At 66.2% G+C, this 20323-nt stretch carries 22 protein-coding genes; 1 reads left to right on the top strand and 21 read right to left on the bottom strand.

Features of this window, described 5'->3' with window-relative positions:
* Nucleotides 1-77: 77 nt before the first annotated feature.
* The 21 genes from C8C93_RS24240 to C8C93_RS25180 all read right to left on the bottom strand — a co-directional run bounded on the left by C8C93_RS24240 (nucleotide 78) and on the right by C8C93_RS25180 (nucleotide 19580).
* Nucleotides 78-791: a DUF4158 domain-containing protein gene (locus tag C8C93_RS24240; protein WP_158603293.1), complete on the bottom strand. Its 714-nt coding sequence runs from the start codon at nucleotides 789-791 to the stop codon at nucleotides 78-80.
* A 265-nt stretch (nucleotides 792-1056) separates the two neighbouring features.
* Nucleotides 1057-2319 (bottom strand): MgtC/SapB family protein, encoded by a 1263-nt coding sequence (locus C8C93_RS24230; RefSeq protein WP_003121546.1) that lies wholly within the window; start codon nucleotides 2317-2319, stop codon nucleotides 1057-1059.
* Entirely contained in the window at nucleotides 2316-3371 is a 1056-nt protein-coding gene (locus C8C93_RS24225) for a type II glyceraldehyde-3-phosphate dehydrogenase (protein WP_003121545.1), read from the bottom strand. The genes C8C93_RS24230 and C8C93_RS24225 overlap by 4 nt, the downstream gene beginning before the upstream one ends.
* Nucleotides 3372-3398: 27 nt before the next feature.
* The gene (locus C8C93_RS24220; protein ID WP_170962203.1) at nucleotides 3399-4931 is read right to left on the bottom strand and encodes an AarF/ABC1/UbiB kinase family protein; all 1533 of its coding nucleotides are present in this window, start codon (nucleotides 4929-4931) and stop codon (nucleotides 3399-3401) included.
* 86 nt (nucleotides 4932-5017) lie between these two features.
* Nucleotides 5018-6049, bottom strand: coding sequence for a hydroxyacid dehydrogenase (locus C8C93_RS24215; RefSeq protein ID WP_003121543.1), 1032 nt, complete (start codon nucleotides 6047-6049; stop codon nucleotides 5018-5020).
* Nucleotides 6046-6300, bottom strand: coding sequence for a hypothetical protein (locus C8C93_RS24210; protein WP_009516033.1), 255 nt, complete (start codon nucleotides 6298-6300; stop codon nucleotides 6046-6048). Before C8C93_RS24210 ends, C8C93_RS24215 begins: the two co-directional genes overlap by 4 nt.
* Entirely contained in the window at nucleotides 6297-6941 is a 645-nt protein-coding gene (locus C8C93_RS24205; RefSeq protein ID WP_003121541.1) for a DUF6629 family protein, read from the bottom strand. The genes C8C93_RS24210 and C8C93_RS24205 overlap by 4 nt, the downstream gene beginning before the upstream one ends.
* A 53-nt stretch (nucleotides 6942-6994) precedes the next feature.
* Nucleotides 6995-7894: a ribose-phosphate pyrophosphokinase gene (locus tag C8C93_RS24200; RefSeq protein WP_015012972.1), complete on the bottom strand. Its 900-nt coding sequence runs from the start codon at nucleotides 7892-7894 to the stop codon at nucleotides 6995-6997.
* Entirely contained in the window at nucleotides 7891-9444 is a 1554-nt protein-coding gene (locus tag C8C93_RS24195) for a thymidine phosphorylase family protein (RefSeq protein ID WP_113639718.1), read from the bottom strand. Before C8C93_RS24195 ends, C8C93_RS24200 begins: the two co-directional genes overlap by 4 nt.
* Nucleotides 9441-10802 (bottom strand): MBL fold metallo-hydrolase, encoded by a 1362-nt coding sequence (locus tag C8C93_RS24190; protein WP_003090261.1) that lies wholly within the window; start codon nucleotides 10800-10802, stop codon nucleotides 9441-9443. Before C8C93_RS24190 ends, C8C93_RS24195 begins: the two co-directional genes overlap by 4 nt.
* Before the next feature lie 25 nt (nucleotides 10803-10827).
* Nucleotides 10828-11325, bottom strand: coding sequence for a TPM domain-containing protein (locus C8C93_RS24185; protein WP_003121538.1), 498 nt, complete (start codon nucleotides 11323-11325; stop codon nucleotides 10828-10830).
* A gap of 1 nt (nucleotide 11326) precedes the next feature.
* Nucleotides 11327-12211, bottom strand: coding sequence for a YgcG family protein (locus C8C93_RS24180; protein ID WP_009516027.1), 885 nt, complete (start codon nucleotides 12209-12211; stop codon nucleotides 11327-11329).
* A 1-nt stretch (nucleotide 12212) separates the two neighbouring features.
* A complete protein-coding gene (locus tag C8C93_RS24175) occupies nucleotides 12213-12824 on the bottom strand; it encodes a LemA family protein (protein WP_009516025.1) in 612 nt (203 codons plus the stop codon).
* Entirely contained in the window at nucleotides 12821-14128 is a 1308-nt protein-coding gene (locus tag C8C93_RS24170) for an MFS transporter (RefSeq protein ID WP_015012974.1), read from the bottom strand. Before C8C93_RS24170 ends, C8C93_RS24175 begins: the two co-directional genes overlap by 4 nt.
* A gap of 31 nt (nucleotides 14129-14159) precedes the next feature.
* Nucleotides 14160-16625, bottom strand: a complete 2466-nt coding sequence (locus C8C93_RS24165) for a cation-translocating P-type ATPase (RefSeq protein ID WP_006226038.1) — start codon at nucleotides 16623-16625, stop codon at nucleotides 14160-14162.
* Between the two features lie 32 nt (nucleotides 16626-16657).
* Nucleotides 16658-17521 (bottom strand): polyphosphate kinase 2, encoded by an 864-nt coding sequence (ppk2, locus tag C8C93_RS24160; RefSeq protein ID WP_003090242.1) that lies wholly within the window; start codon nucleotides 17519-17521, stop codon nucleotides 16658-16660.
* Nucleotides 17522-17531: 10 nt separating this feature from the next.
* Entirely contained in the window at nucleotides 17532-17690 is a 159-nt protein-coding gene (locus C8C93_RS25285; protein WP_009516017.1) for a hypothetical protein, read from the bottom strand.
* 1 nt (nucleotide 17691) lies between these two features.
* Nucleotides 17692-18342 carry an isoprenylcysteine carboxylmethyltransferase family protein gene (locus C8C93_RS24155; RefSeq protein ID WP_003090238.1) on the bottom strand — a complete coding sequence of 217 codons (651 nt, stop codon included), beginning with the start codon at nucleotides 18340-18342 and terminating at the stop codon, nucleotides 17692-17694.
* Nucleotides 18339-18578, bottom strand: a complete 240-nt coding sequence (locus C8C93_RS24150; protein ID WP_009516014.1) for a DUF2933 domain-containing protein — start codon at nucleotides 18576-18578, stop codon at nucleotides 18339-18341. The genes C8C93_RS24155 and C8C93_RS24150 overlap by 4 nt, the downstream gene beginning before the upstream one ends.
* An 11-nt stretch (nucleotides 18579-18589) precedes the next feature.
* Nucleotides 18590-18991 carry a hypothetical protein gene (locus C8C93_RS24145; RefSeq protein ID WP_003090236.1) on the bottom strand — a complete coding sequence of 134 codons (402 nt, stop codon included), beginning with the start codon at nucleotides 18989-18991 and terminating at the stop codon, nucleotides 18590-18592.
* Between the two features lie 154 nt (nucleotides 18992-19145).
* Nucleotides 19146-19580, bottom strand: coding sequence for a hypothetical protein (locus tag C8C93_RS25180; RefSeq protein WP_079279895.1), 435 nt, complete (start codon nucleotides 19578-19580; stop codon nucleotides 19146-19148).
* Between the two features lie 143 nt (nucleotides 19581-19723).
* Between C8C93_RS25180 and C8C93_RS24135 the strand changes: the two genes are divergently transcribed.
* Nucleotides 19724-20146: a MerR family DNA-binding protein gene (locus C8C93_RS24135; protein ID WP_003090234.1), complete on the top strand. Its 423-nt coding sequence runs from the start codon at nucleotides 19724-19726 to the stop codon at nucleotides 20144-20146.
* Nucleotides 20147-20323 lie beyond the last annotated feature (177 nt).

Raw genomic sequence — 20323 nt, 5'->3', positions numbered from 1 at the left:
ATCGCTATCCGGTCGAACTCAAGAGGTTCTGTGAACGTGCTGATGGTGCACATCTGGTGCGTGGGGGTGAGCGTGGGTCATAGGCACTCGATTTTCTTGGTGACCTCGCTCAGCGTGAGCTGCCCGTGCTTCCCTGGGGGTGTGCGCAGCCACTCCAGCACTGTGTGACCGCCGGGCCCTGATCGCTTTGAGAATGCGTGCGAGAGAGCCGCCTGAACCTGTTTGGGTGGCGCACAGGTGCGGACCGCTGCGATTGCTGCATTCTCCTGTTCAGCAAATGCCGTGCGCGCCATGTCGCGCAGTGTCCGGTCACCAGGCAGGACGAGCCGTCGATCAAAAAGCCAGTGTTCTGACTGTTGGATCAGGTCATCGACTGATACCGCTGAGGCGGAAAACTCCCCCAAAGCATCTGCCAGGAGCGGTTTGGTGGTGTCATCTACTACCGCGAAGCCGACACGTTCCCGAGCCCAGAGCTGGTGCTCGTATCGCGTGTCCTTGTCCTTGTACAGCGAGGTCACCGAAGCGATATCCGTCGCATGCATACCAAGCGCTGAGGTCAGGTACCGCAGCAAAACGGAGGGGAGGCCTGAAAAGGCATCGGGGTGCCGCCCGGTGGCGCGCAGCATGACCAGTTGGACTGCAGCGCCAAGGCGTGCAGTCCCTCTGAACCGGGGCGGGCGCAGCTCCTGGATGTCTTCAATGCTCAGCCCAAAGCACTCTTCGACTTCCCGCTTAGATAGCGATTTTGGCAGGGTATCGGCGCCAACGAAACATAGGTAGTAGCTAGACAAGCTGGTCCTCCCGTGGCTGGCGTGGTCGCAAGCCTGCTGCAGTCTACGTATTCGCTACTGATAATTCCAGACAATAAAAAATTGCGGGTTAACCCGTAGCTCTTAACCGGGTTTTCTGCACGGAAAGTGAGATCACCCCGCTTCGGGTGGCGCTGGGCGGTGACGCCTTCGGCGTCATCCAGGCGGCGCTCAAGGGCAGGCTGTCTGCCCTTGAAGCGCAGGAGAGTCTGGCGCGATCGGTGGCCTTCGATAGCTGATCGCTGTTTCAGGTCAAGCCCAGGGCGACGGCAAAGCCAGCAGCAGCCATGGCCGCGTACGACGGGAGCACTCTCCATGCGAGCGCCCTACCGCCCAGCGACATCAACAGGACAAGTTTGGTGACCTGATTGACGGATGCGGCGATGAACAAGGCCAGGGTGGCCGAAGCGGCGGTGACGGCGCCCTCGGTCACCAGGCGGCCAATCGAGAGCGTGATCGCATCGACGTCCACCAGACCCGAGGCAGCGGCGGTCAGCATGACGCCAGCATCCCCGAAGCGATCGGCAAGAAAGCGGCCTGCCAGCATCACCGCGGCCAGGAAGGCTGCGAACTGGAGCGCGGAGCGCAGCTGCAATGGGTTGCCAAGCTGAAGTTCGGGCAAGTCGTCGGCGGGCGACCGCGCCGCCAGGAACGTCCCCAGAACACCGCCAGCCACGGCCATGGCCACGAAGATGACCACCGGGTCCCAGCCGATGCCGGGGGCTGCGATGGCGACGAGAGCCGCCATGCGCGCAAACATGGCTGCGCAGGCGAGCGCCGCCCCCGCCGCTGCCAGTGGATGCCAGCCTGGCGTCTGCCCGGCCCAGCGCGCCAACGTGGCCGTGGTGGCGGTGCTCGACACGATCCCGCCGAGCAGCGCTGTGAATACCAGCCCTCGTTTCCTGCCGAGCGAGCGCATCAGGACGAACCCAGCGAACGACAGCACTGCCAGCAGGACAACGGCCCACCAAAGGCGATAGGGATTCAACGCCTCATAGGGGCCAAAGCCACGATCAGGGAGTACGGGCAGTACGACCACGCTGATCAACAGCAACTGCGTGCCGCTGCTGATCTCCGCCTCGGACAGCTTGCCGACGCCGGCGTGCAAGAGCTGCTTGAAACGCAGCAGCGCCAGCACGACCACGGCGGCGACCGCCGAAACGCGCCAAGCGCCACTGGTCGCCAGCGCCCCGATGGCGAAAGTCGCAAGGGCGGCGACGGACGTGGTCAGTCCCATCACGGCATGCATATGCGCCGTCACCAGGTAGCCCACCACCAGATACACCCCGACGAGTACGAGCAGCGCGATGAGCATGCCGGCTCCCCAGCGCTGGGCCAGCAGCCCGCCAAGGCCGCCGAGCAGGCCGATCAGCGCAAAGGTGCGAACGCCCGCGACGCGATGTCCCTCGGGCCGCTCGCGTTGCTGCCATCCCCGTTCCAGGCCGATCAGAAGTCCCGAAGCGAGTGCCAGCCCGAGCCCGACCAGCGCGGGATCATCGAATTCACTCATCGTCGAACCTGGACGCGGTCACGGATGAAATCACGCTGCAGTCCCAGCGAAGCATCGGTGCGCGCCATCGACACCTGGGGATCGGTCTCGATGCCGCTCAAGGCGCGAATGGCATCGATGGTCTCGGGGATTACGATCGCCTGGTTGAAGACCTGGTAGGTGTAGTACGCCTGATCGCCATCGACCGAAAGCACGTCCTCCCACAACGCGACCTCCCACAGGTCGCCGCGCGGGCGGCCGAGATCGGCCATCAGTTCCACCGTGCTGTTGAGGGCCACGAGACCATCCGAGGATCGCACGAACGCGATCCGTGGCGCAGCGCGAAAGGCCGCCAGCACCTCGTCGCGCGTGGCCGGCCTCGTCAGTTCGACCCACCAGGTGTGCAGGTGGCTGCTGTTGTGCGGCGCCTTGACCGCGATCGTGACGACGTCCAGGTCCGGGATCACAGTGCGCGCGTCCGGTCCCTGATGGCTGGGGATCGTCTTCTCCGGCACGAGCGTGTTGATGATGCCCTCCGCATGCGCCTCCCACGGGTCGGAAGCCCGGCGGATCAGCGTCCCGCGGGCTCGCTTGAGCAGGCCCGCTGTCCGAAGCGCCCCCAGGGTGCGCACGATCGACGTCGTGTTGCAGGACACCACCCGGGTGGAGGTGCGGCCGATCGCGGTTGCGTAGTTCTCCTGCGCGACGAACGAATGACCGGTCAACGCGTGGGACTCGCCGCCATGGAAGATGGACTTCACACCGGCAGCGTCGTACGCCCTCTTGTTGACCGCGGCGACTTTCTTGGGTGTGCAATCGACCACGACGTCCGCGTTGGCGAGCAGGTCGGCCAGATCGCCCGCGACAGGAAGCCCCGCAGCACGCATCGATTGTGCGGCTTCAGCGGTCGCCGCGTAAATCGGGAAAGCGCGCTGCGCGGCCACCTGCAGGCGATAGTCGTGCACCACATCCGCGACGCCGGCTAGCGCCATGTCCTCCTGGAGTGCGACCGCATCCGCCACCCGCTTGCCGATCACACCGTATCCGTTCACCGCCACTCTGACCTTGTTCATGCCTGACTCCTTGCTTGATGAGGCGCCTCAGCCGCGGCTGCGCGCGATGGAAAACGTGAACCGGATCGCCAGCGCATAGCCCAGCAGCGCGAGTACCGGCATGTCGCCCCAGCGCGGGCCCACGCCGTGCTGCATCAACAAGCTCGATGCGATGTACAGGCCGAGCGTCACGAGCGCCAGCGCGACGCGACGGCCGAGGCGGTCGATCCCGCTCAGCATCCTGGCATCCGGCTTGATCGACAGTTGCAGCAGGTCACCCTGCCGCAAGACGCTGTGCAGACGCCGCGCCATCAGGGAGGGCAGGGCGTGGGCCGCGTTCCCCAGTTCATATGGCAGACGCTGCGATGCCGCAGACTTGGGCTCGTCGAAGACGCCCGTGGTCGTGTGGCGAGAGATGGCTTCGATGATGGAAAACTCGGGTGCCAGCAGGCGCACCGTCCCTTCGAGCAACAACAGGGTACGCGTGAGCACGAGGAGGTCCCTGGGCAGCCGGACTTCCTGGGTCCGGCCCGCCGCCACGAGCTGCGCGAGAGCACCTGAGAGCGACCAGTCCTTCAGCGGCCTCTGTGCGCAGTCTGCGACCAGGGCACGCACGACAGGCACGAACACGGCCCGATCGGTGCCGTCGCCGAGCAGGCCCAGGTCGAGCCAGGCATCGACCACCCATTCGGCATCCTGCTCGACGAAGGCCAGGGCGAACGCCACCAGCGCCCGCCGCATGTTGCCGTCGACCCGGCCCACGATGCCGAAGTCGTGCAGGCATATGCGGCCATCGTCCATCACGAAGACGTTGCCGGGATGGGGGTCGCCGTGGAAGAAGCCATCGCGGAAGATCTGGGCGACGTAGCTGTCCACGAGTTTGCCCGCGGCCGCCACCGCGGTGGACGAAGGCAGACCGTGCAGGTGAGCTCCGTGGCTGAACTGCTGGACCATGACGGTCGGCGTGCACAGGCCGTCCACCACGTCGGGGATCACGATGTCGGCAGAGCCGCGCCAGGCGTCGGCGAAACGTCGCACGGAAGCTGCCTCGCGCGACAAATCCATCTCGTAGCGGAAGTTGGCCGCAACCTCGTCCACGATGGCTGCCAGCCCCCAGCGACGCAGCGAGGGCACGAGCCCCTGCATGACCAGGACGATGCGGCGCAGGATGCGCATGTCGGTCTCGGCCTGCTCGGCCGCGCCAGGGCGGCGGATCTTCACCACCACTTCCGTCCCGTCCGGCAGGGCTGCACGATGAATCTGGGCGATCGAGGCCGCGGCGAGCGCGTGCATGTCGAAGCGTGCGAAGAGCTGCTGCCATGGGCGGCCGAGCGCCGCCTCGACCTCCTGGACCGCCTGCTCGGGAGGAAACGGCGCCACATTGGCCTGCAGGCTGGCCAGAGCCTCTTGCGCATCGGGCGCCAGAATGTCGGCCCGCAGGCTGAGATGCTGGCCCAGCTTCACGAAGGTCGTGCCCAATCGCTGCAGCACTTCGGCGAAGCGGTCGGCCGCCCGGTGGGTATCGCAGCGCATCAGGCCCCGGTGCCAGGCCACCCAGAGCAGGAACCCGCTCAGGGCCATAGCGATCTGCGTGGCCCGGCGCAGCGCCGAGCGTTGCGTTGGGCGGCCCGCAAGACGCACGGTGGAAACGGGGCGGTTCGGTCGCGTCATGGCTCATCCAACCTGTTGCGCAGGCGGCCCGCATGCCAGGCTGCGATGTTCGAGATGGTCTCGTCGAGGATGCGCGCGATCGCCTCCGACGTATTGAACCCGACATGCGGTGTCACGAGCACACGCGGATGCGTCAGCAGTGGGCTGGATGCCGACCAGCCGGTATCGCAACCCAGTCCGCCGCAGCCCGTGGGCACTTCGGGAGACAGATCCCCTTCCTGTTCCAGCACGTCCAGTCCTGCTGCGGCGACGGTACCTGCCTCCAGTGCGTGCAGCAGGGCGGCGTCGTCGATGAGCGCACCCCGTGCCGTGTTGATCAGTACCATGCCCGGTTTCATGCGCGCGAAGGCCTGGCCATCGAGAAGGTGGTGCGTGGCCTGCGTGGCCGGAACATGAAGGCTCAGAACATCGCTGCTTTGCAGGATCTGCTCCCACGTCACCACGCGGACGCCGGCGATGGGTGCTGCCGTGATGTCGAGCGATGGGGCGAGGGCCGGGTCGTACGCGAGAACTTCCATGCCGAAGCCCAGGGCGATACGGGCCACGTGGCGCCCGATCCGGCCCAGCCCGACGATGCCCAGCGTCTTTCCTTCCAGCTCGAAGCCGGTGAGGCCGCGGTAAGCGAAAGAACCTTGGCGCGCCCGCTCGTGGGCTTGTGTCAGATGGCGAGCCACGCCCAGCAGCAGCGCGAAGGCATGTTCGGCGACGCTGGCGGACCCATAGTCCGGCACGTTGCACACGGCAATGCCGCGTCGGCGGCAAGCCTGCAGGTCGATGTGATCGAAGCCCGCGGAGCGCGTTGCCACGAGCCGCACGCGCGGCAGCAACCGGAGCACCGATTCGTCAACGCGCGTGCGCACGAAGACGCACAGCACCTCGGTGTCTTCATCGCCGACATCGGATACCACCAGGCGTTCGTTCTGGACGAAGTGCGCGTGCCAGTGGGTCGGAAGCCGTTGCTGCAGCGCGGCCTGGTCCGCCGGTGCGATGTCGGAGAACAGAACGGACAGACGGTTTTGTGCGGTCATGAGCCCTCCTCGATTACCCGGTGCAGGGACAGGATGCAGAACGCGGCGATGAAGTGCCCGGTCTTGGTGCCTTGCGCGAGTTCCGCTTGCGCGAATACCGTCGGCAGCCGGCCGGCGACCGCATCGCGCATGGTCTCGAATCCGTCGAGCAACTGAACCGTGAAGAACGCCGCGCGGCGCATCGGGCCCTGCGTGCGGCCGCAGTCCGCGTAGGCCAGTGCGGGCTTGAATCTGGCCGGAGGATTCGTCATGGCACGGCCAGCCTCGCTCGGGGCTCACGGAACTGCCACAGCACGATGAAGCTGAGCACAGCGGCAAAGAAGCACCACACCGAGATGAACCAGGTTGCATAGAACATGTAGGCGGCGATTGCGGAGACAAAGGCGGCCACCCCAAAAGCCGCCACGCGCCGGTGGCTAGAAACCATCAGGCTTGCGCAGGTGCCGATCAGATACAGGGCCATCGTGGTCATCACGTAGAAGTGCGGAGAGTCGTAGAGGATGTGCTGGCCGACCACGCGGGCCGTGATGGGCAGCTTCACCAGCATCGCCAGCAGGTACAGACCGACGAGCGCGCCCGCGACTGCAATGGCCACCAGAACCCGACGGCGCCAACGGACGCTCTCCAGCGCCAGCGCAGCCAGCGGGACGTAGATCGGCCACAGGACGTGCGAGAAGAACGAGTAGAGATGCGTCAGCGCCACGTTCAGCAAGGGCGCGCGGTCGGGGAACGTCAGCCACAGCATGCCTTCGAGCAGTTGCTGGACCCCGAACAGCAGCGGGATGGCGGCATACGGCAGTTCGCGCCGTGAGCGGGCCCGGCGCATGGTGACGGTCCCCAGGCCCAGCAGAACCGCTGCGGCCGTGAAACTGGCGGGTGCGGAAAAGCACATGGGCAGTCATCTCCCCTCGATCGTGAGCGTCATGGCGAGCGCGGCGCAGCGGCTCATGGCGCGCCGGCTTCCATCAGTTCCTGCACCGCTGTCGCCAGCGGTGCCACCACGCTGATGCCGTTAGAGACATGCGGCACGGTGTCGCAGGTCACCACCCGCTGGGGCCCTGCCGCAAGAAGTGCGTGGTACGCGTCGGCGGCGAACAGGGCGTGCACCCCGATGCACACCGGTGGCGGCAATCCCACGCTGCGCACACTGGCGATTGCCTGGATCATCGTGCGCGCGCTGGACACGATGTCATCGATGAGCACGGGCTGGCGGTCTGCCAGGGCCGCGGTGTCGGGAAGGCTGACCTCCACGTCCTTGTCGCCCCGGCGGATCTTCTGCAACACCGTGAACGGCGCGCCAGCCAAGCGCGCGACTTCCTGGACCCATTGCTCGCTTTCCGCATCGGGTCCGATCAACACGGGACGGTCCACATGGGCTGCGACCCAGGCCGCGATGGCGGGCGCGGACTCGACCACACGGGTCGGCACCCGGTAGACCTCGCCGAGCGAGCGGTAGCGGTGCAGATGGGGATCGACGGTGACGATACCGTCGAACACCGTCGACACCAGCGCAGCGAACGTGCGGGACGTGATGGCTTCGCCCGTGTTGAAGCGCCGGTCCTGACGCAGGTACGCCAGGTACGGGGCAGCCAGCAACACGCGGGTGGCGCCGAGGTCGCGCGCTGCGTCCGCGGCGAACAACAAGGGCAGCGCCTTGGCGTCCGGCTGTGCCAGGCTGGCCACGATCACGACGGTGCGGCCGGTGACGTCGGCGTCCAGCCGCACCAGCGACTCGCCGTCCGGGAACCGGTGCAGTTGCAGGGCAGCCCGCTGCGCGCCCAACGCCCGGATCAGTCCATCGGCGAAGTCTTCGTCGCCCGGCAGGTGAAAAACGAGAGGTTTCATAGGTTCTCCGAAATCTGGAAGATCGGTGGGCGCGAGCGGACGAACTGCAGCGCATAGGCCAGCTCGCCCGGCGCCTGGGCGTGCAGCGTGAAGAGCGGCTGTCCCGCTTCGACCTGGTCGCCCAGGCGCGCATGCACGTCGATGCCGGCGGCAGCGGCGGTCGGTGCTCCGGCGAGCTTGGCCGCCCGCGCGAGCAACCGGTTGTCGATTCGGGAGACCCGTCCCGTGGACGGCGATGCGACGGTGTGCCGATGCGTTGCCACCGGGATGCTGCGCAGGCCGCCCTGCTCAGCGCAGATCGCCTCGAACGTGGCCCAGGCGCGGCCGTCGGCCAGCACCTGCGTGGCGAGCGTCAGGCCGCCGCCGGCGGGCGCTGCACCGCCCATTTCGAGGATGTCCGCCGCCAGCCGCAACGCTCGCTCCCGCAGGTCGGCCGGGGCCTCGGGCGTCCCTTGTAGGACGGCCAGCACGTCGCGGGCCTCCAGTGCCGGGCCGATCCCGCGGCCGACCGGCTGCTCACCATCGGTGACGCGCAAGGCCACGTGCAGGCCGATGGCGCTGCCCACCTCCTGCAGGCGCCGACCGAGCGCCGCCGCGGCCTGCGCGCTGCGCACTTTGGCGGTGGCACCCACGGGCAGGTCGATCAGCACATGGGTCGAGCCCGCAGCGGCCTTCTTGGACAGGACCGAGGCGACGAGCTGGCCCTCGCTGTCCAGGTCCAGCGGCCGCTCGACGCGGATGAGGATGTCGTCGGCGGGGCTGAGCCGTACCGAGCCGCCCCAGACGATGCAGCCGCCCGTGCGTTCGACCACGCGCCGCATGCTTCGCACATCCAGGTTCACCGGCGCCAGCACCTCCATTGTGTCGGCCGTCCCGGCCGGCGAGGTGATGGCGCGCGAGGAGGTCTTGGGCATCGTGAGGCCGCAGGCGGCCACGATGGGCACCACGAGCAGGGTCGTGCGGTTGCCGGGCAGGCCGCCGACGCAATGCTTGTCCACCACCAGCGGGCGCCCCCAATCGATGCGGTCACCGACGCCAATCATGGCTTTCGTGAGCGAGACGGTCTCCGCGAGGTCCAGGCGATCGCCGGCGCAGGCGGTGATGAAGGTGGCCAGATGCAGGTCAGAGTAATGGCCCGCCGCGACGTCGGAGATGATGGCGCTGAACTCGGCATCGCCCAGGGCATTGCCGTAGACCTTGGCCCGGACATGGCTGAGCGAATCCAGCGGCGGTGCATGGGTCACCGTGACCAGCTGGCCCGGCTGCGCCCCCAGCGACGCCCATGCCGATTCGGACAGGCCAGCGACGTTCTCGGCCAGCCAATCCCCATCGACGACGCTGAGCGTCGCCACGATGCTGCGGCGGCCGGCCGTCAGCTGCACGCGCGCCTGGGTCGTGAAACCCTCCGACCGGCAGACAGGGCAGTCGCGCCGCATGTAGACCACCGGCTCCTGATGGGTGTCGATGCCGGTGCGCCACGCCTGCAGCGTGTTCACGCCATCCTCTCCGGTGCCGGTGCCGGTGCCGGTCTCGTGCAGGTGCGCCGTCATACCAGATCCACCGTCTGCAGGTACTCGGGCACGGCAACCGACCAGCCCAGTTCATGGTCGATCCGCGCGCGCAGCGCATCGGCCGCCTCCGGCTCGCCGTGGGTCACGAAGGTTCGGCGCGGTGTTTGCGTGAAGCCGCGCATCCACGCGAGGATCTCGTCGGCATCGGCGTGGGCGGAAAGGTTGTCGAGCGAGGCCACCTCGGCGCGGATCGGCACGTCCTGGCCATGGATGCGGACGGTGGACGCGCCGTGCACGATCGCGGCGCCACGGGTGCCGCCCGCCTGGTAGCCGGCGAACAGGATGGTGTTGCGATGGTCGGGCGCGAATGACTTGAGGTGGTGCACCACGCGTCCTCCAGTGGCCATGCCACTGGCGGAGATGATGACCATCGGTCCACGACCGGCGCTGAGCGCCTTGGACTCCTCGACCTTGTTGACGATCTTCGCGGCATGGCACATGCCCTCGCATTCCTCGGGCGAGAGCCGGTGCTCGTCGCGATGGGCGTGGTACAGCCGTGTGGCATCGATGGCCATCGGGCTGTCCAGGTACACGGGCAGGTGCTGGTGGATGCGCCCTTGCTTCTTGAGCTGGTAGATGCCGTACATCAGGCTCTGCGCTCGGCCGACAGCGAACGCTGGGATGACCACGACCCCTCCACGGGCGGCCGTCTTGTTGATGACAGTCTCCAGCTGCGCCAGTGCGTCGGACGCTTCATGCTTGCGGTTGCCGTAGGTGGATTCCACCAGCAGGTAGTCGGCGCCGGGGACCTGCACCGGCGGGCGCAGCACCGGGTCGTTGGGCCGGCCGATGTCGCCGGAGAAGAGCACGGATCGCCGGCCGTCGTTGAGGTGCACGAAGGCCGAGCCGAGCATGTGCCCGGAAGGCGTCAACCGCGCGGTGAGTCCGGGCAGCGCCTCGAAGTCCTGAGAGAACGGACGTGGCGCGAACAGCTTCAGGCAGCGCTCGGCGTCCTCACGGGTGTACAGCGGCAGCGCGGGCTGGTGTTTGGAGAAACCGTGCCGGTTGGCGAACTTCGCCTCTTCCTCCTGCAGATGGCCGCTGTCGGTGAGCAGGATCTTGCACAGCTCGTGCGTCGCGGACGTGCAGTAAACCCGGCCGCGAAAGCCTTGTCGCGCCAGCAGTGGCAGGTAGCCGCTGTGGTCGATGTGGGCGTGGGTGAGCACGACCGCGTCGACGGTCTTGGGCGCGACCGGCAGCGGCTCCCAGTTGCGCAGGCGCAGCTGCTTGAATCCCTGGAACAGGCCGCAGTCCACCAGAATGGTCGCGTCGCCATGGCGCAGCAGGTATTTGGAACCGGTCACGGTGCCGGTGGCACCCAGAAACTGAAGTTGCATGGTAGGTCTCCAAGGATGTTGTCGTTCAAAGAAGGACCGGCCGATCCGGCAACTCGTTGCCGTGGTCCGCGCCCCGCGGAAAGTGCTGCACCAGCAGGTGGCTGACGGCCACGATGCCTTCCAGGGCTCCGGCCTCGAAGCGTCCCTGCGCAAACTGGGCTTCCATGCGCTGGCACACAGCCGACCACCTTTCGGCACCGCAACAGGCATGGATGCCGCGATCGGCCACGATCTCCACGGCCCGGTCGGCCAGCAGCACGTAGATCAGGACGCCGCTGTTGTGCGCCGTATCCCACACACCCAGGCGTGCGAACAGGTCCAGCGCCCGCTCGCCCGGCGATTGGTTGCGCCACAGTGGCGATCCGTCCAGCGCACCCTCGACCACGAAGCGCAGTTGGCCCCCATGCTGGAACTCTCCCGTGCGGATGGCCTGCTCGATCGCATCCAGGGCACGCGGGGGGAAGGCGCGGCGGACTGCGCGATCCGTGGTCGCAAGGTGGCGAAGAAGTCGTTGCATGTTCATCTCACCACCGTCCTGACGCGCCGCCGCCACCGAAGCCGCCGCCGCCGCCGCGGAATCCTCCGCCCGGCCAGCCGCCTCCCCGGTGGCGCCCGTGCAGGCCGCCGTGGCCACCCATGCCGATGCCCAGCAGCGTGACGAGGAATCCCGCCAGTCCAGCCACCGCGGCCACCGCGAAGGTGCCCACCAACAGCCACGCAGCGGCACCCAGCACGCCAGCCGTGACCAGGGAGCCTGGAAGGCGGCCGAGGGCGTTGCGCAGCACTCCGCCCAGCATCAGGGCCGCGACGAACAGGAAGGGCCAGGCCTGCCCGATGTCGTTGGTCTGCCCCTGCCGCCGTGGGTCCGCCGCAGGCAGGGCCTCGCCATCGATCACCCGCATGATCTGTTCGGCGCCTGCGGCGATGCCGCCGTCGAAATCGCCCTGGCGCAGGCGCGGCGTGATCACCTCGTCGATGATGCGCCGCGATACCACGTCGCTCAGCGCACCCTCGATGCCGTATCCGACTTCGATGCGCACGGTGCGGTCGTCCTTGGCCACCAGGAGCAACGCGCCGTCGTCCACCTTGCGACGGCCGAGCTTCCATTGCTCTACCACCCGCAGGGTGTACTGCTCGACGGGTTCGGGCCGCGTCGAGCGGACCATCAGCACGGCGATCTGCACGCCCTTGCGTTGCTCGAAGGCCCGAAGCTGCGCATCCAGCGCGGCGACACGATCGGCGGCGAGCGTTCCCGTGAGATCGGTGACGCGCGCCTGCAGCGGGGGAACGGCGACCAACTCCTGCGCGGACGCGACCGAAAGGAACAGGCTCAGCAGCAGCCAGGCCAGAGCGTGGGCCAGCCGAAGAGGGGCCGCCGGAGAGAGCACCGCTGTTCTGGGCGTTCTCATGTCAGGGGCGCGCCGCCGGCGCCGAGGCGCCGAAATCGACCTGTGGCGGCGCCGCCATGGCCTTCTCGTCGGCGACCGAGAAATTGGGCTTGACGACGTAGCTGAACAGCTTGGCCGTGATGTTGGTCGGGAAGCTGCGCGTGAGCACGTTGTAATCCTGCACCGCCTTCACGTAGCGCCCACGCGCCACGGTGATGCGGTTCTCCGTGCCCTCAAGTTGGGCACGCAGGTCTTGAAAAGCCTGGTTCGCCTTGAGTTGCGGGTAGTTCTCGCTCACCACCAGCAGCCGGCTCAGCGCGCCGGACAGTTCGCCCTGTGCCGCCTGGAACTTCTGGAACGCCTCGGGGTTGTTGACGAGTTCCGGCGTGGCCTGGATCGAGGTCGCCTTCGCGCGGGCCTCGACCACCCGGGTCAGCGTCTCCTGCTCGAAGTTGGTCTCGCCCTTGACGGTCGCGACGATGTTGGGGATCAGGTCGGCGCGCCGCTGGTACTGGTTCAGCACCTCGGACCAGGCGGACTTGGTCTGCTCGTCCAGCCGCTGGAAGTCGTTGTAGCCGCATCCGCTCAGCGACAGGGCAAGCGCTGCGAGCAGGGACATCAGGATCAGTCTCATGGTTCGGTTTCCGTGGAAGTGAGAAAAGTGCGGGACGGTGAAGCGCTCACCAGGACGGGGTTGGCTGGCCACCAACGCCGCGGAATGAGCAGCAGCGCGAGGGTGGCGGCCAGTGGAATCGACAGCCACGCAAAGGTGCTCTGCATCACAGCGCCGAATAGCCATCCGGTGGCGGCCGATCCCAGTGTTTGTCCGAGGCCGGCTGCCGCGGCGAGCCCTCCCATCGCGATACCGAGCCGCCGCGCCGAGGTGCCGGCAGCGAGGTAGGCCAGGGTGGGGAGCACGAGACCCGTGCCCGCAGCCGTGAAACTCACGCCGACGTACAGCCACATCTCGCTGCCATGGCGGGCCAGCATCAGGAGCCCGGCGATGCCCAGGACCATGCCGCAGGCCAGTACGCGGCGTGGGTCGGCGCGCTCCAGCAGGCCGGTGAAGAACAGCACCGCGTTGACGCCCAGCATCACCAGACTGCACTCGGCGAACATCAACGACACCTCTCGGGAGGAGAGATCGGGGTGGCGCTGGCCCTGCAGCACGATGCCGAGTTCAAAGCCGGCAAGCACGAACATGACCACACCGTTGAGAATCCAGAGCGCCAGGGAGCGGCTCCGGGGTGCTCCGTCGTGATCGGCTGCGTCCGCCTCTCCAAGGGAGGAAGGTGCGGGAAGCGTTGCGGCCAGGCCCAGCATCATCAGCGCGCCGAGCGCGGCCGAGAGTGCGATTACGAGCGTGGTCGATGAGCCCTGTACCAGCACGCTCAAGAAGCCCAGGCCGACAAGCCGTTCTGCAGCGGCGTTCAGGCCGGGGCCGAACAGGAACCCGAGCAGCGACATCGCACCCAGCCATGCAAAGCGCCTGGCGCGAATCGATTCTGGGGTGTACTGCGCGACGAGCGCCGGCACCACCGGCACGACCGCGGCCACAAAAAAGCCCGTCGCGCCGCGCAGCGCATAGATGCCGACCACGCCCAGGGACTCGGGGCGCAGCAGCGGGAGCAGGCTGGCCACGTAGCCGATCAGGCCCACCAGCAACACGCGGGCACGCCCCAGCCTGTCCGCCAGCATGCCCCACAGGGGCGCACCCAGCAGGATGCCCGCCGTGTAGATGCCGCTGAGGTAGCCGACATGGCGCGCAAGCGCCGCAGGATCCGCGTCGCCCATCAAGGGCCGCAGCCAGTCGGGGATCAAGGGCATCAGTGCCCCATATCCGGCCGAGACGACGAATACGGCCGCAGCGAGCCAACCCAGCTGCGCGACGCCGAGGTCTTGCTGGCGGGTGGGCCCGGATTCGCGCGGTGATCGCATGGCGCGGCTCTCTACCATGGTGGCCCGCCGCTCAGGCTGACGCGGCCGCTGGGACACTGGCACGCGACGTCACGCGCTTGATCCCCGGCAGGCGCGTGCGCTTGAGCATCAGCGCATTGATCGCGACGATCGCGGAACTGCCCGACATGGACAATGCAGCGACCTCGGGCGACAAGGTGAACGGATACAGCACCCCGGCCGCCAGCGGGAAGGCGATCACGTTGTAGGCCACGGCCCACCAGAGGTTCTGGTGCATCTTGCGCAGCGTCGCCCGGGACAGTTCGATGGCCCCGACCACGTCGTAGGGGTCACTCTTCATCAACACCACCTGGGCGCTTTCCATCGCAACGTCCGTCCCCGCGCCAATCGCAAAGCCCACGTCGGCCTGCGTCAGCGCCGGAGCGTCGTTGATGCCGTCGCCGACCATGCCGACCTTGTGACCCTGCTGCTGCAGTTCCTTGATCTTGGAGGCCTTCTGCCCGGGCAACACATCCGCAAGCACGATGTCGATACCCAGTTCCTTGCCGATGCGCTCGGCGGTCGCCTGGTTGTCGCCGGTCAGCATCGCGACCTTCACGCCGCGTGCCTGCAGCTTGGCGATCGTCTCGCGCGAGGTCGGCCGCACGGCATCGGCGATCGCGATGAGGCCGATCAGCCGGCCACCGCGCGCGACGTGGACCACAGTGCGCCCCCCGCCTTGCAGCCGCGCCGCCTCGCTGGCAAGGGGGGCCAGATCCACCTGTTCCGACTGCATCAGCAGCCGGTTGCCCAGGAGCACCGTCTCGCCCCCGATAGTGGCCCGTGCGCCTTGCCCATCGATGTTGGTGAAGTTCTCGGTGACCTCCGTCGGCATGTCTCCCGCACGCTTGAGCACTGCGAGCGCGAGGGGGTGCTCGGAGAACTTCTCCACCGCGGCGGCCGTCGCCAGAAGCCGCGTCTCCTCGACACCGGGCGCGGCCACCATCTCGACGACATCGGGCTGCCCCAGTGTCAAGGTGCCGGTCTTGTCGAACACCACGACCGTCAACTTGGTGGCGTTCTCCAATGCGGCCGCATTCTTGAAGAGAATGCCGTTCATTGCGCCCAGCCCGGTCCCGACCATGATGGCCATCGGGGTGGCCAGCCCCAGCGCATCAGGGCATGCGATCACGAACACGGTGATGGTCAAGGTGAGTGCGAACAGTAATGTCTGTCCCATCACCCAGTACCAGACGCTGAAGGTCAGCAGGCCAATCACGATCGCCGCCAGCACCAGCCACTGGGATGCGTGGTCGGCCAGCAGCTGGCCGGGGGCCTTCGAGTTCTGGGCCTCCTGGACCAGCTTGACAATCTGCGCCAAGGCCGTGTCCGCGCCGACCTTCGTGGCCTTGTAGCGAAAGCTCCCGCTCTTGTTGATGCTGGCGCCTACGACGGTGCTGCCCACGCCCTTCTTGACCGGCATGGACTCGCCCGTCAGCATCGACTCGTCCACTTGCGACGCGCCCTCGACGATCTCGCCATCCACCGGGATCTTGTCGCCGGGCTTGATCACGACCAGTTCCCCGGCTGCAACCTCGGCGGTCGGTACCTTGGTCTCCACCCCGTTGCGCACGACCGTGGCCATGGGTGGGGCGAGATCCATCAACGCGCGAATCGCGTCGGATGCGCCCGCGCGCGCGCGCATCTCCAGCCAGTGCCCCAGCAGGATGAAGACCAGCAGCACCGATGCCGCTTCATAGAACACCTCACCCTCGTAGAAGAAGGTCGCGCCGATGCTGAACAGGTAGCCGGTGCCCACCGACAGCACGACCAACGTGGCCATGTTGGCGACGCCGTTGCGCAGCGCGCGCCACGCCGCCACGTAGAAAGGCCAACCTGGATAGATGATCGCGGCACTTGCGAGGAAGAAAAGAAAGAGCTTGTCGTCCAGCCCGAACGGCGTCTGGAAGTCGCCGAACATCTTCCCCATCGGGGAATAGAAGAACACGGGAATGGCGAAGACCAGGGCCACGAAGAAGCGATTGCGCATGTCCCGAGCCATGTCCTGCATCGAGCCCGACCCGTGGCCCATGTCGTGCATCATGTCGTCCATCGCAGGGTCGCCTGCGTGGGCCTGGTGCGCAGCATGGGCGGCGGGCGTCGTGGCCGCAGCCTTCGCGCGTGCGGCCGTGGCGGGGGCATGCGCGTGGTGCCCCTCATGCCCCATCTCTTGCGCCTGACGTGCGGGTGCGCCGTGATGGCCGTGCACCGCATGGCTGGGGTCGGCAGAGACGCCAGCGGCGGGCGCGCACACGTGCTTGGGCGTCTGCTCGCCACGGCAGTGATAGCCGCATTCGGCGATGCGCTGGCGCAGATCCTCGACACTGAGTTGTCCCTCATCGAGATGGACCGTTGCGCTTCCCGCAACATAGTTGACATCTGCATGATGGACGCCGGGAAGCTGCAGCAGCTTGCGGCGTACTCCCTCCGCGCTCAGGCTCGATACGAGCCCTCCGACTTCAACGTTGATCGACTTCATGGCTGTTCTTCCTGTTCGCTGTGTTCGTGGTCTCAACGAGCGAGTCGGCCCGAGTCCAGGCAGTCCTGCGAGAACTCGAAGACGATCTCCCGGTCGGGAGCGATGACCTTGTGCTTCTTGCCGGCGTAGTGCAGCCGGGAGAGGATGTCTCTGATCAGGTTGAGCCTCGCCAACCGTTTGTTGTCGGCGTGCACGACAGACCAGGGCGCCGCGGCCGTATGGGTGCGCATGAACATCTCGTCGCGCGCCCGTGTATAGCCGTCCCAGTGCTTAAGCGCGACGGCATCCACCGGGCTCGACTTCCACTGTTTGAGGGGATCACGGCGGCGTTCCCCGAGCCGGCGGCTCTGCTCCTTCTTGCCGATGTCGAGGTAATACTTCAGCAGCTTGATACCGGAGTTGACCAGCATCTCCTCGAACTTGGGCACTGAGTTCATGAATTCCTCGTGCTCCTCGGCGGTACAGAAGCCCATCACCGGTTCCACGCCCGCACGGTTGTACCAACTGCGGTTGAACACCACGAGCTCTTCGCCAACTGGCAGGTGCGGGACGTAGCGCTGGAAGTACCAGCCCGTGCGATCCCGGTCGGAGGGCTTTCCTAGCGCGACGACCCGTGTTTCCCGAGGACTCAGGTGTTCGACCAGCCGCTTGATGCTGCCGTCCTTGCCTGCGCCGTCCCTTCCCTCCAAGAGGATCAGGATACGGTCGTTGCATTTGATGAAATGCCGCTGCAGTTTCACCAGTTCGATCTGCAGCATGTGCAACTGTGCTTCGTAGTCCTCGCGGCCGATCGAGCGTGTCGCTGTCTCGTCGCGCGCTGAGCCGTGGGCAGTGCCGGTGCCGTCCACATCGGCCTTGTGCTTGGCGCCTTTGGCGCCCTTCTTGTTCTTTGCCATGGGTTCTCCGTTAGGTCTGGTCGCAGGCGATCAGCATTGCGTGTGTCGACGCCCGGCGGGGCGCGGCGCTCATGTCCGCATCCGAGCTGGAGCCGCAGCCATCGCCTTGTCCGTAGGCTGCAGCCAGGTACGGTCGATTGATGCGCTGACGCCAGCGGGTCTTCTTCATGTCAGCCTCGCTGGCGCGTGTCCGAGAGGGAGGGAAGGAAGCGCGGCGTGCGCGCGGCATAGGCGTCGAACTCGGCGCCGAACTGCTTGCGCATGTCCTTCTCCTCGTTGACTGCCAGCCTCGAATACATCACGACGAGGAAGGGGAACATCAGCAGCGTCAACAGCGTCGGCCACTGCAGCAGAAAGCCGAAAAGGATCGCCACGAAGGCCACATACTGCGGGTGCCGAATCCTGGCGTATGGGCCGCTCACGGCAAGTTGGGCGTGCCGTTGCGCGTGGTAGAGCACCGTCCAGGCGCTCGACAGAAGCCAGAAGCCGCCCCCGATGAAGATGTAGCTTGCGATATGAAGCGGGCTGAAGTGAGGGTCGCCGCTCTCGCCCAGCAGGGTCGACCAGAGATGGCCGCTGTTGTGCGACAGCAAGTCCAGACTGGGATACTTGGTCTGAAGCCAGCCGGACAGCACGTACAGCGTCAGCGGAAAGCCGTACATCTCGACGAACAAGGCAACAATGAACGCTGCGAATGTCCCGAAGGTTCTCCAGTCGCGCGAGGTCTGCGGTTTGAAGAAGCTGAAGGCGAACATGATGAAGACCGCCGAGTTCACGAGGACGAGCAGCCAAAGCCCATAAGCGGGCGCATCGTGGTTCATTTGCGCTCTCCCGGGCACGGTGGATTCGCCTTGCTACCGTCGCCTGGTACGGCATGGCGATGCATCAGCACATGAGCGATGACGCAAGTCGCTAGGAGGACCAGTGGCAGCGCGGCCAGGTAGTGCCCGCGGTGTTCCGTCAGCAGCATGTAGATGCTCACGGCCAGGAAGACCAGAAAGCCCAGGAACCATCGCGAGCGCGAAAACCTTGGACCGGTGCGGTGAGAAGTTGTCATGGTCGTCCTCCTCACTTCGCCGGCTCAGGCATCCGGTCCATCATCATCTGCATCATGGACTGGCACATGTCCATGCGCATTTCGAGCATTTGCTGCCGCTCAGCTGTCGGCGCCGACTCGGCTCCATCCTTCATTGCGCCCATCATCGCCATGCCAGCCCGCATGGCCTGCATGTGTTCGGCCATGAGCGCCTTGCGCTGCGCAGGCGTCTTCGCAGCCACCATCCGTTCGTGCATGGCCTGCATCGACTTCAGTTGCGCATCCATGCCCTCGGTGGTCGGCGCCCTTGGCGTCTCGGCCGCGGTCGGACTCGCACCTGCGGGGTGATGGGCCTGATGGTTGTCCTGCGCGAACGCAGACAAGGTGACCAGTGCGGCGCCCACGATGGCCGCGATCGAATGCGTGAATTTCATTTCTCTCTCCTTTAGCCGCGGGTGCCTGCCATTGGGGCGAAACCGATGTCGCCGCAAGCGGACAAAGCCCTATGAAAACTCCGTAGTCGGGTACAGAGTCAAGGCTTATGAGTTGTGCGCCGGGTGTGACCGACACGGCAACTCAAAGGAGGCGCTACAGCGCGAGACGCTCGAACAGCAGCCACGACGGCCGCTTGGGAGGTGGTCGCTGGTGACCCCTCGATGGGATGGCTCGCAGAGCCAACGTCGGAGCCAGCAGCTGGTCTCCATAGGCGGGAGGCGCCAAACCGACGAGGTCGAACGCGAAGGTTGGTGCTTTCTGAATGGCGGACTGGTTGACGTCGCCGCAGAGCTTCAGGCACGGGGCCTTCGACGGGTCGTGGGAACCTTCTTCGTGCTCACCATGGAGGCCTTCATGATTTCCATGCCCGGACGATGGGACATGCTCATACCCGACAGCATGCCGATGTTGCTGCGGAGACTCCAGAAGGCAGGCATTGGCCACCCCGGCCCCGAGCGCAAACAGCCATACCCCGAGCACCATCCACGCGATGGCGCGAATCCTGCGGTGGTTGAGAAGTGTGCGCATGTGCGGCCTATTGACCCATTGACACCTGTGATCCTATTCCCAACTGAGCTGCGGGAAATTGATTTGGATCAAATGGAGGCAAGGGTCAACTACGCGGTACTGCGTTATTCTGTGTTGCTCGTGAATAGACAGTGGATCGCTCGATGAACGAAGGTTTGGGTGATTGGATGACGGTTGGCAGGCTGGCGAAGGTCGCTGGCGTCGGCGTGGAGACAATCCGCTACTACCAGGGACGCGGCCTGTTGCCGATCCCGAAGAACGCCGGCAGCTTCCGGCGCTACCCCGCTTCGATGATCCAGCGGATCGGCTTCATCAAGCGCGCTCAGAGCCTTGGGTTCTCGCTGGACGAGGTGAAGTCGCTCTTGGATCTGGAGGATGGGCGGAATCGCCGGGCTATTCAGACGGTGACACGGCGGCGCCTTGACCAGATCGATGAGAAGGTTGGCGACCTTCAGCGCATGCGAGGCGCTCTGAGAGACATGCTGGAGAGGTGCGAAGACACGGGAGAGGCGCTTCCTTGCCCTATCATTGCTGCGCTCATGGGGCCTTTGAATACGTCCGAATGATTGCGCGCTGTGAGGAACAGACGAGACCCAAGGAAAGCGAACGAGGCCTGTCGCACTTCGTTGGTAATGGTCGTGCGGACTGTTCGCTGCACAAAAATGCCGAATGAATTTTCAGCAATCTCACGGCCGACTTAGGGCTACGCTGAACAAGCCCTCGAAATTTCCCGCGCGAACGCG

Origin of the sequence: Acidovorax sp. 93 (assembly GCF_003633835.1) — a bacterium.
Lineage (GTDB): Bacteria > Pseudomonadota > Gammaproteobacteria > Burkholderiales > Burkholderiaceae_C > Acidovorax > Acidovorax facilis.
This window is presented reverse-complemented; position numbering and strand designations above follow the sequence as displayed.

Coding starts and splice junctions, on each gene's coding strand:
- C8C93_RS24230 (WP_003121546.1), bottom strand. CDS start 2,319: ATGAGTGAATTCGATGATCCCGCGCTGGTCGGGCTCGGGCTGGCACTC.
- C8C93_RS24225 (WP_003121545.1), bottom strand. CDS start 3,371: ATGAACAAGGTCAGAGTGGCGGTGAACGGATACGGTGTGATCGGCAAG.
- C8C93_RS24220 (WP_170962203.1), bottom strand. CDS start 4,931: ATGGCCCTGAGCGGGTTCCTGCTCTGGGTGGCCTGGCACCGGGGCCTG.
- C8C93_RS24215 (WP_003121543.1), bottom strand. CDS start 6,049: ATGACCGCACAAAACCGTCTGTCCGTTCTGTTCTCCGACATCGCACCG.
- C8C93_RS24210 (WP_009516033.1), bottom strand. CDS start 6,300: ATGACGAATCCTCCGGCCAGATTCAAGCCCGCACTGGCCTACGCGGAC.
- C8C93_RS24205 (WP_003121541.1), bottom strand. CDS start 6,941: ATGTGCTTTTCCGCACCCGCCAGTTTCACGGCCGCAGCGGTTCTGCTG.
- C8C93_RS24200 (WP_015012972.1), bottom strand. CDS start 7,894: ATGAAACCTCTCGTTTTTCACCTGCCGGGCGACGAAGACTTCGCCGAT.
- C8C93_RS24195 (WP_113639718.1), bottom strand. CDS start 9,444: ATGACGGCGCACCTGCACGAGACCGGCACCGGCACCGGCACCGGAGAG.
- C8C93_RS24190 (WP_003090261.1), bottom strand. CDS start 10,802: ATGCAACTTCAGTTTCTGGGTGCCACCGGCACCGTGACCGGTTCCAAA.
- C8C93_RS24185 (WP_003121538.1), bottom strand. CDS start 11,325: ATGAACATGCAACGACTTCTTCGCCACCTTGCGACCACGGATCGCGCA.
- C8C93_RS24180 (WP_009516027.1), bottom strand. CDS start 12,211: ATGAGAACGCCCAGAACAGCGGTGCTCTCTCCGGCGGCCCCTCTTCGG.
- C8C93_RS24175 (WP_009516025.1), bottom strand. CDS start 12,824: ATGAGACTGATCCTGATGTCCCTGCTCGCAGCGCTTGCCCTGTCGCTG.
- C8C93_RS24170 (WP_015012974.1), bottom strand. CDS start 14,128: ATGCGATCACCGCGCGAATCCGGGCCCACCCGCCAGCAAGACCTCGGC.
- C8C93_RS24165 (WP_006226038.1), bottom strand. CDS start 16,625: ATGAAGTCGATCAACGTTGAAGTCGGAGGGCTCGTATCGAGCCTGAGC.
- ppk2 (WP_003090242.1), bottom strand. CDS start 17,521: ATGGCAAAGAACAAGAAGGGCGCCAAAGGCGCCAAGCACAAGGCCGAT.
- C8C93_RS25285 (WP_009516017.1), bottom strand. CDS start 17,690: ATGAAGAAGACCCGCTGGCGTCAGCGCATCAATCGACCGTACCTGGCT.
- C8C93_RS24155 (WP_003090238.1), bottom strand. CDS start 18,342: ATGAACCACGATGCGCCCGCTTATGGGCTTTGGCTGCTCGTCCTCGTG.
- C8C93_RS24150 (WP_009516014.1), bottom strand. CDS start 18,578: ATGACAACTTCTCACCGCACCGGTCCAAGGTTTTCGCGCTCGCGATGG.
- C8C93_RS24145 (WP_003090236.1), bottom strand. CDS start 18,991: ATGAAATTCACGCATTCGATCGCGGCCATCGTGGGCGCCGCACTGGTC.
- C8C93_RS25180 (WP_079279895.1), bottom strand. CDS start 19,580: ATGCGCACACTTCTCAACCACCGCAGGATTCGCGCCATCGCGTGGATG.
- C8C93_RS24135 (WP_003090234.1), top strand. CDS start 19,724: ATGAACGAAGGTTTGGGTGATTGGATGACGGTTGGCAGGCTGGCGAAG.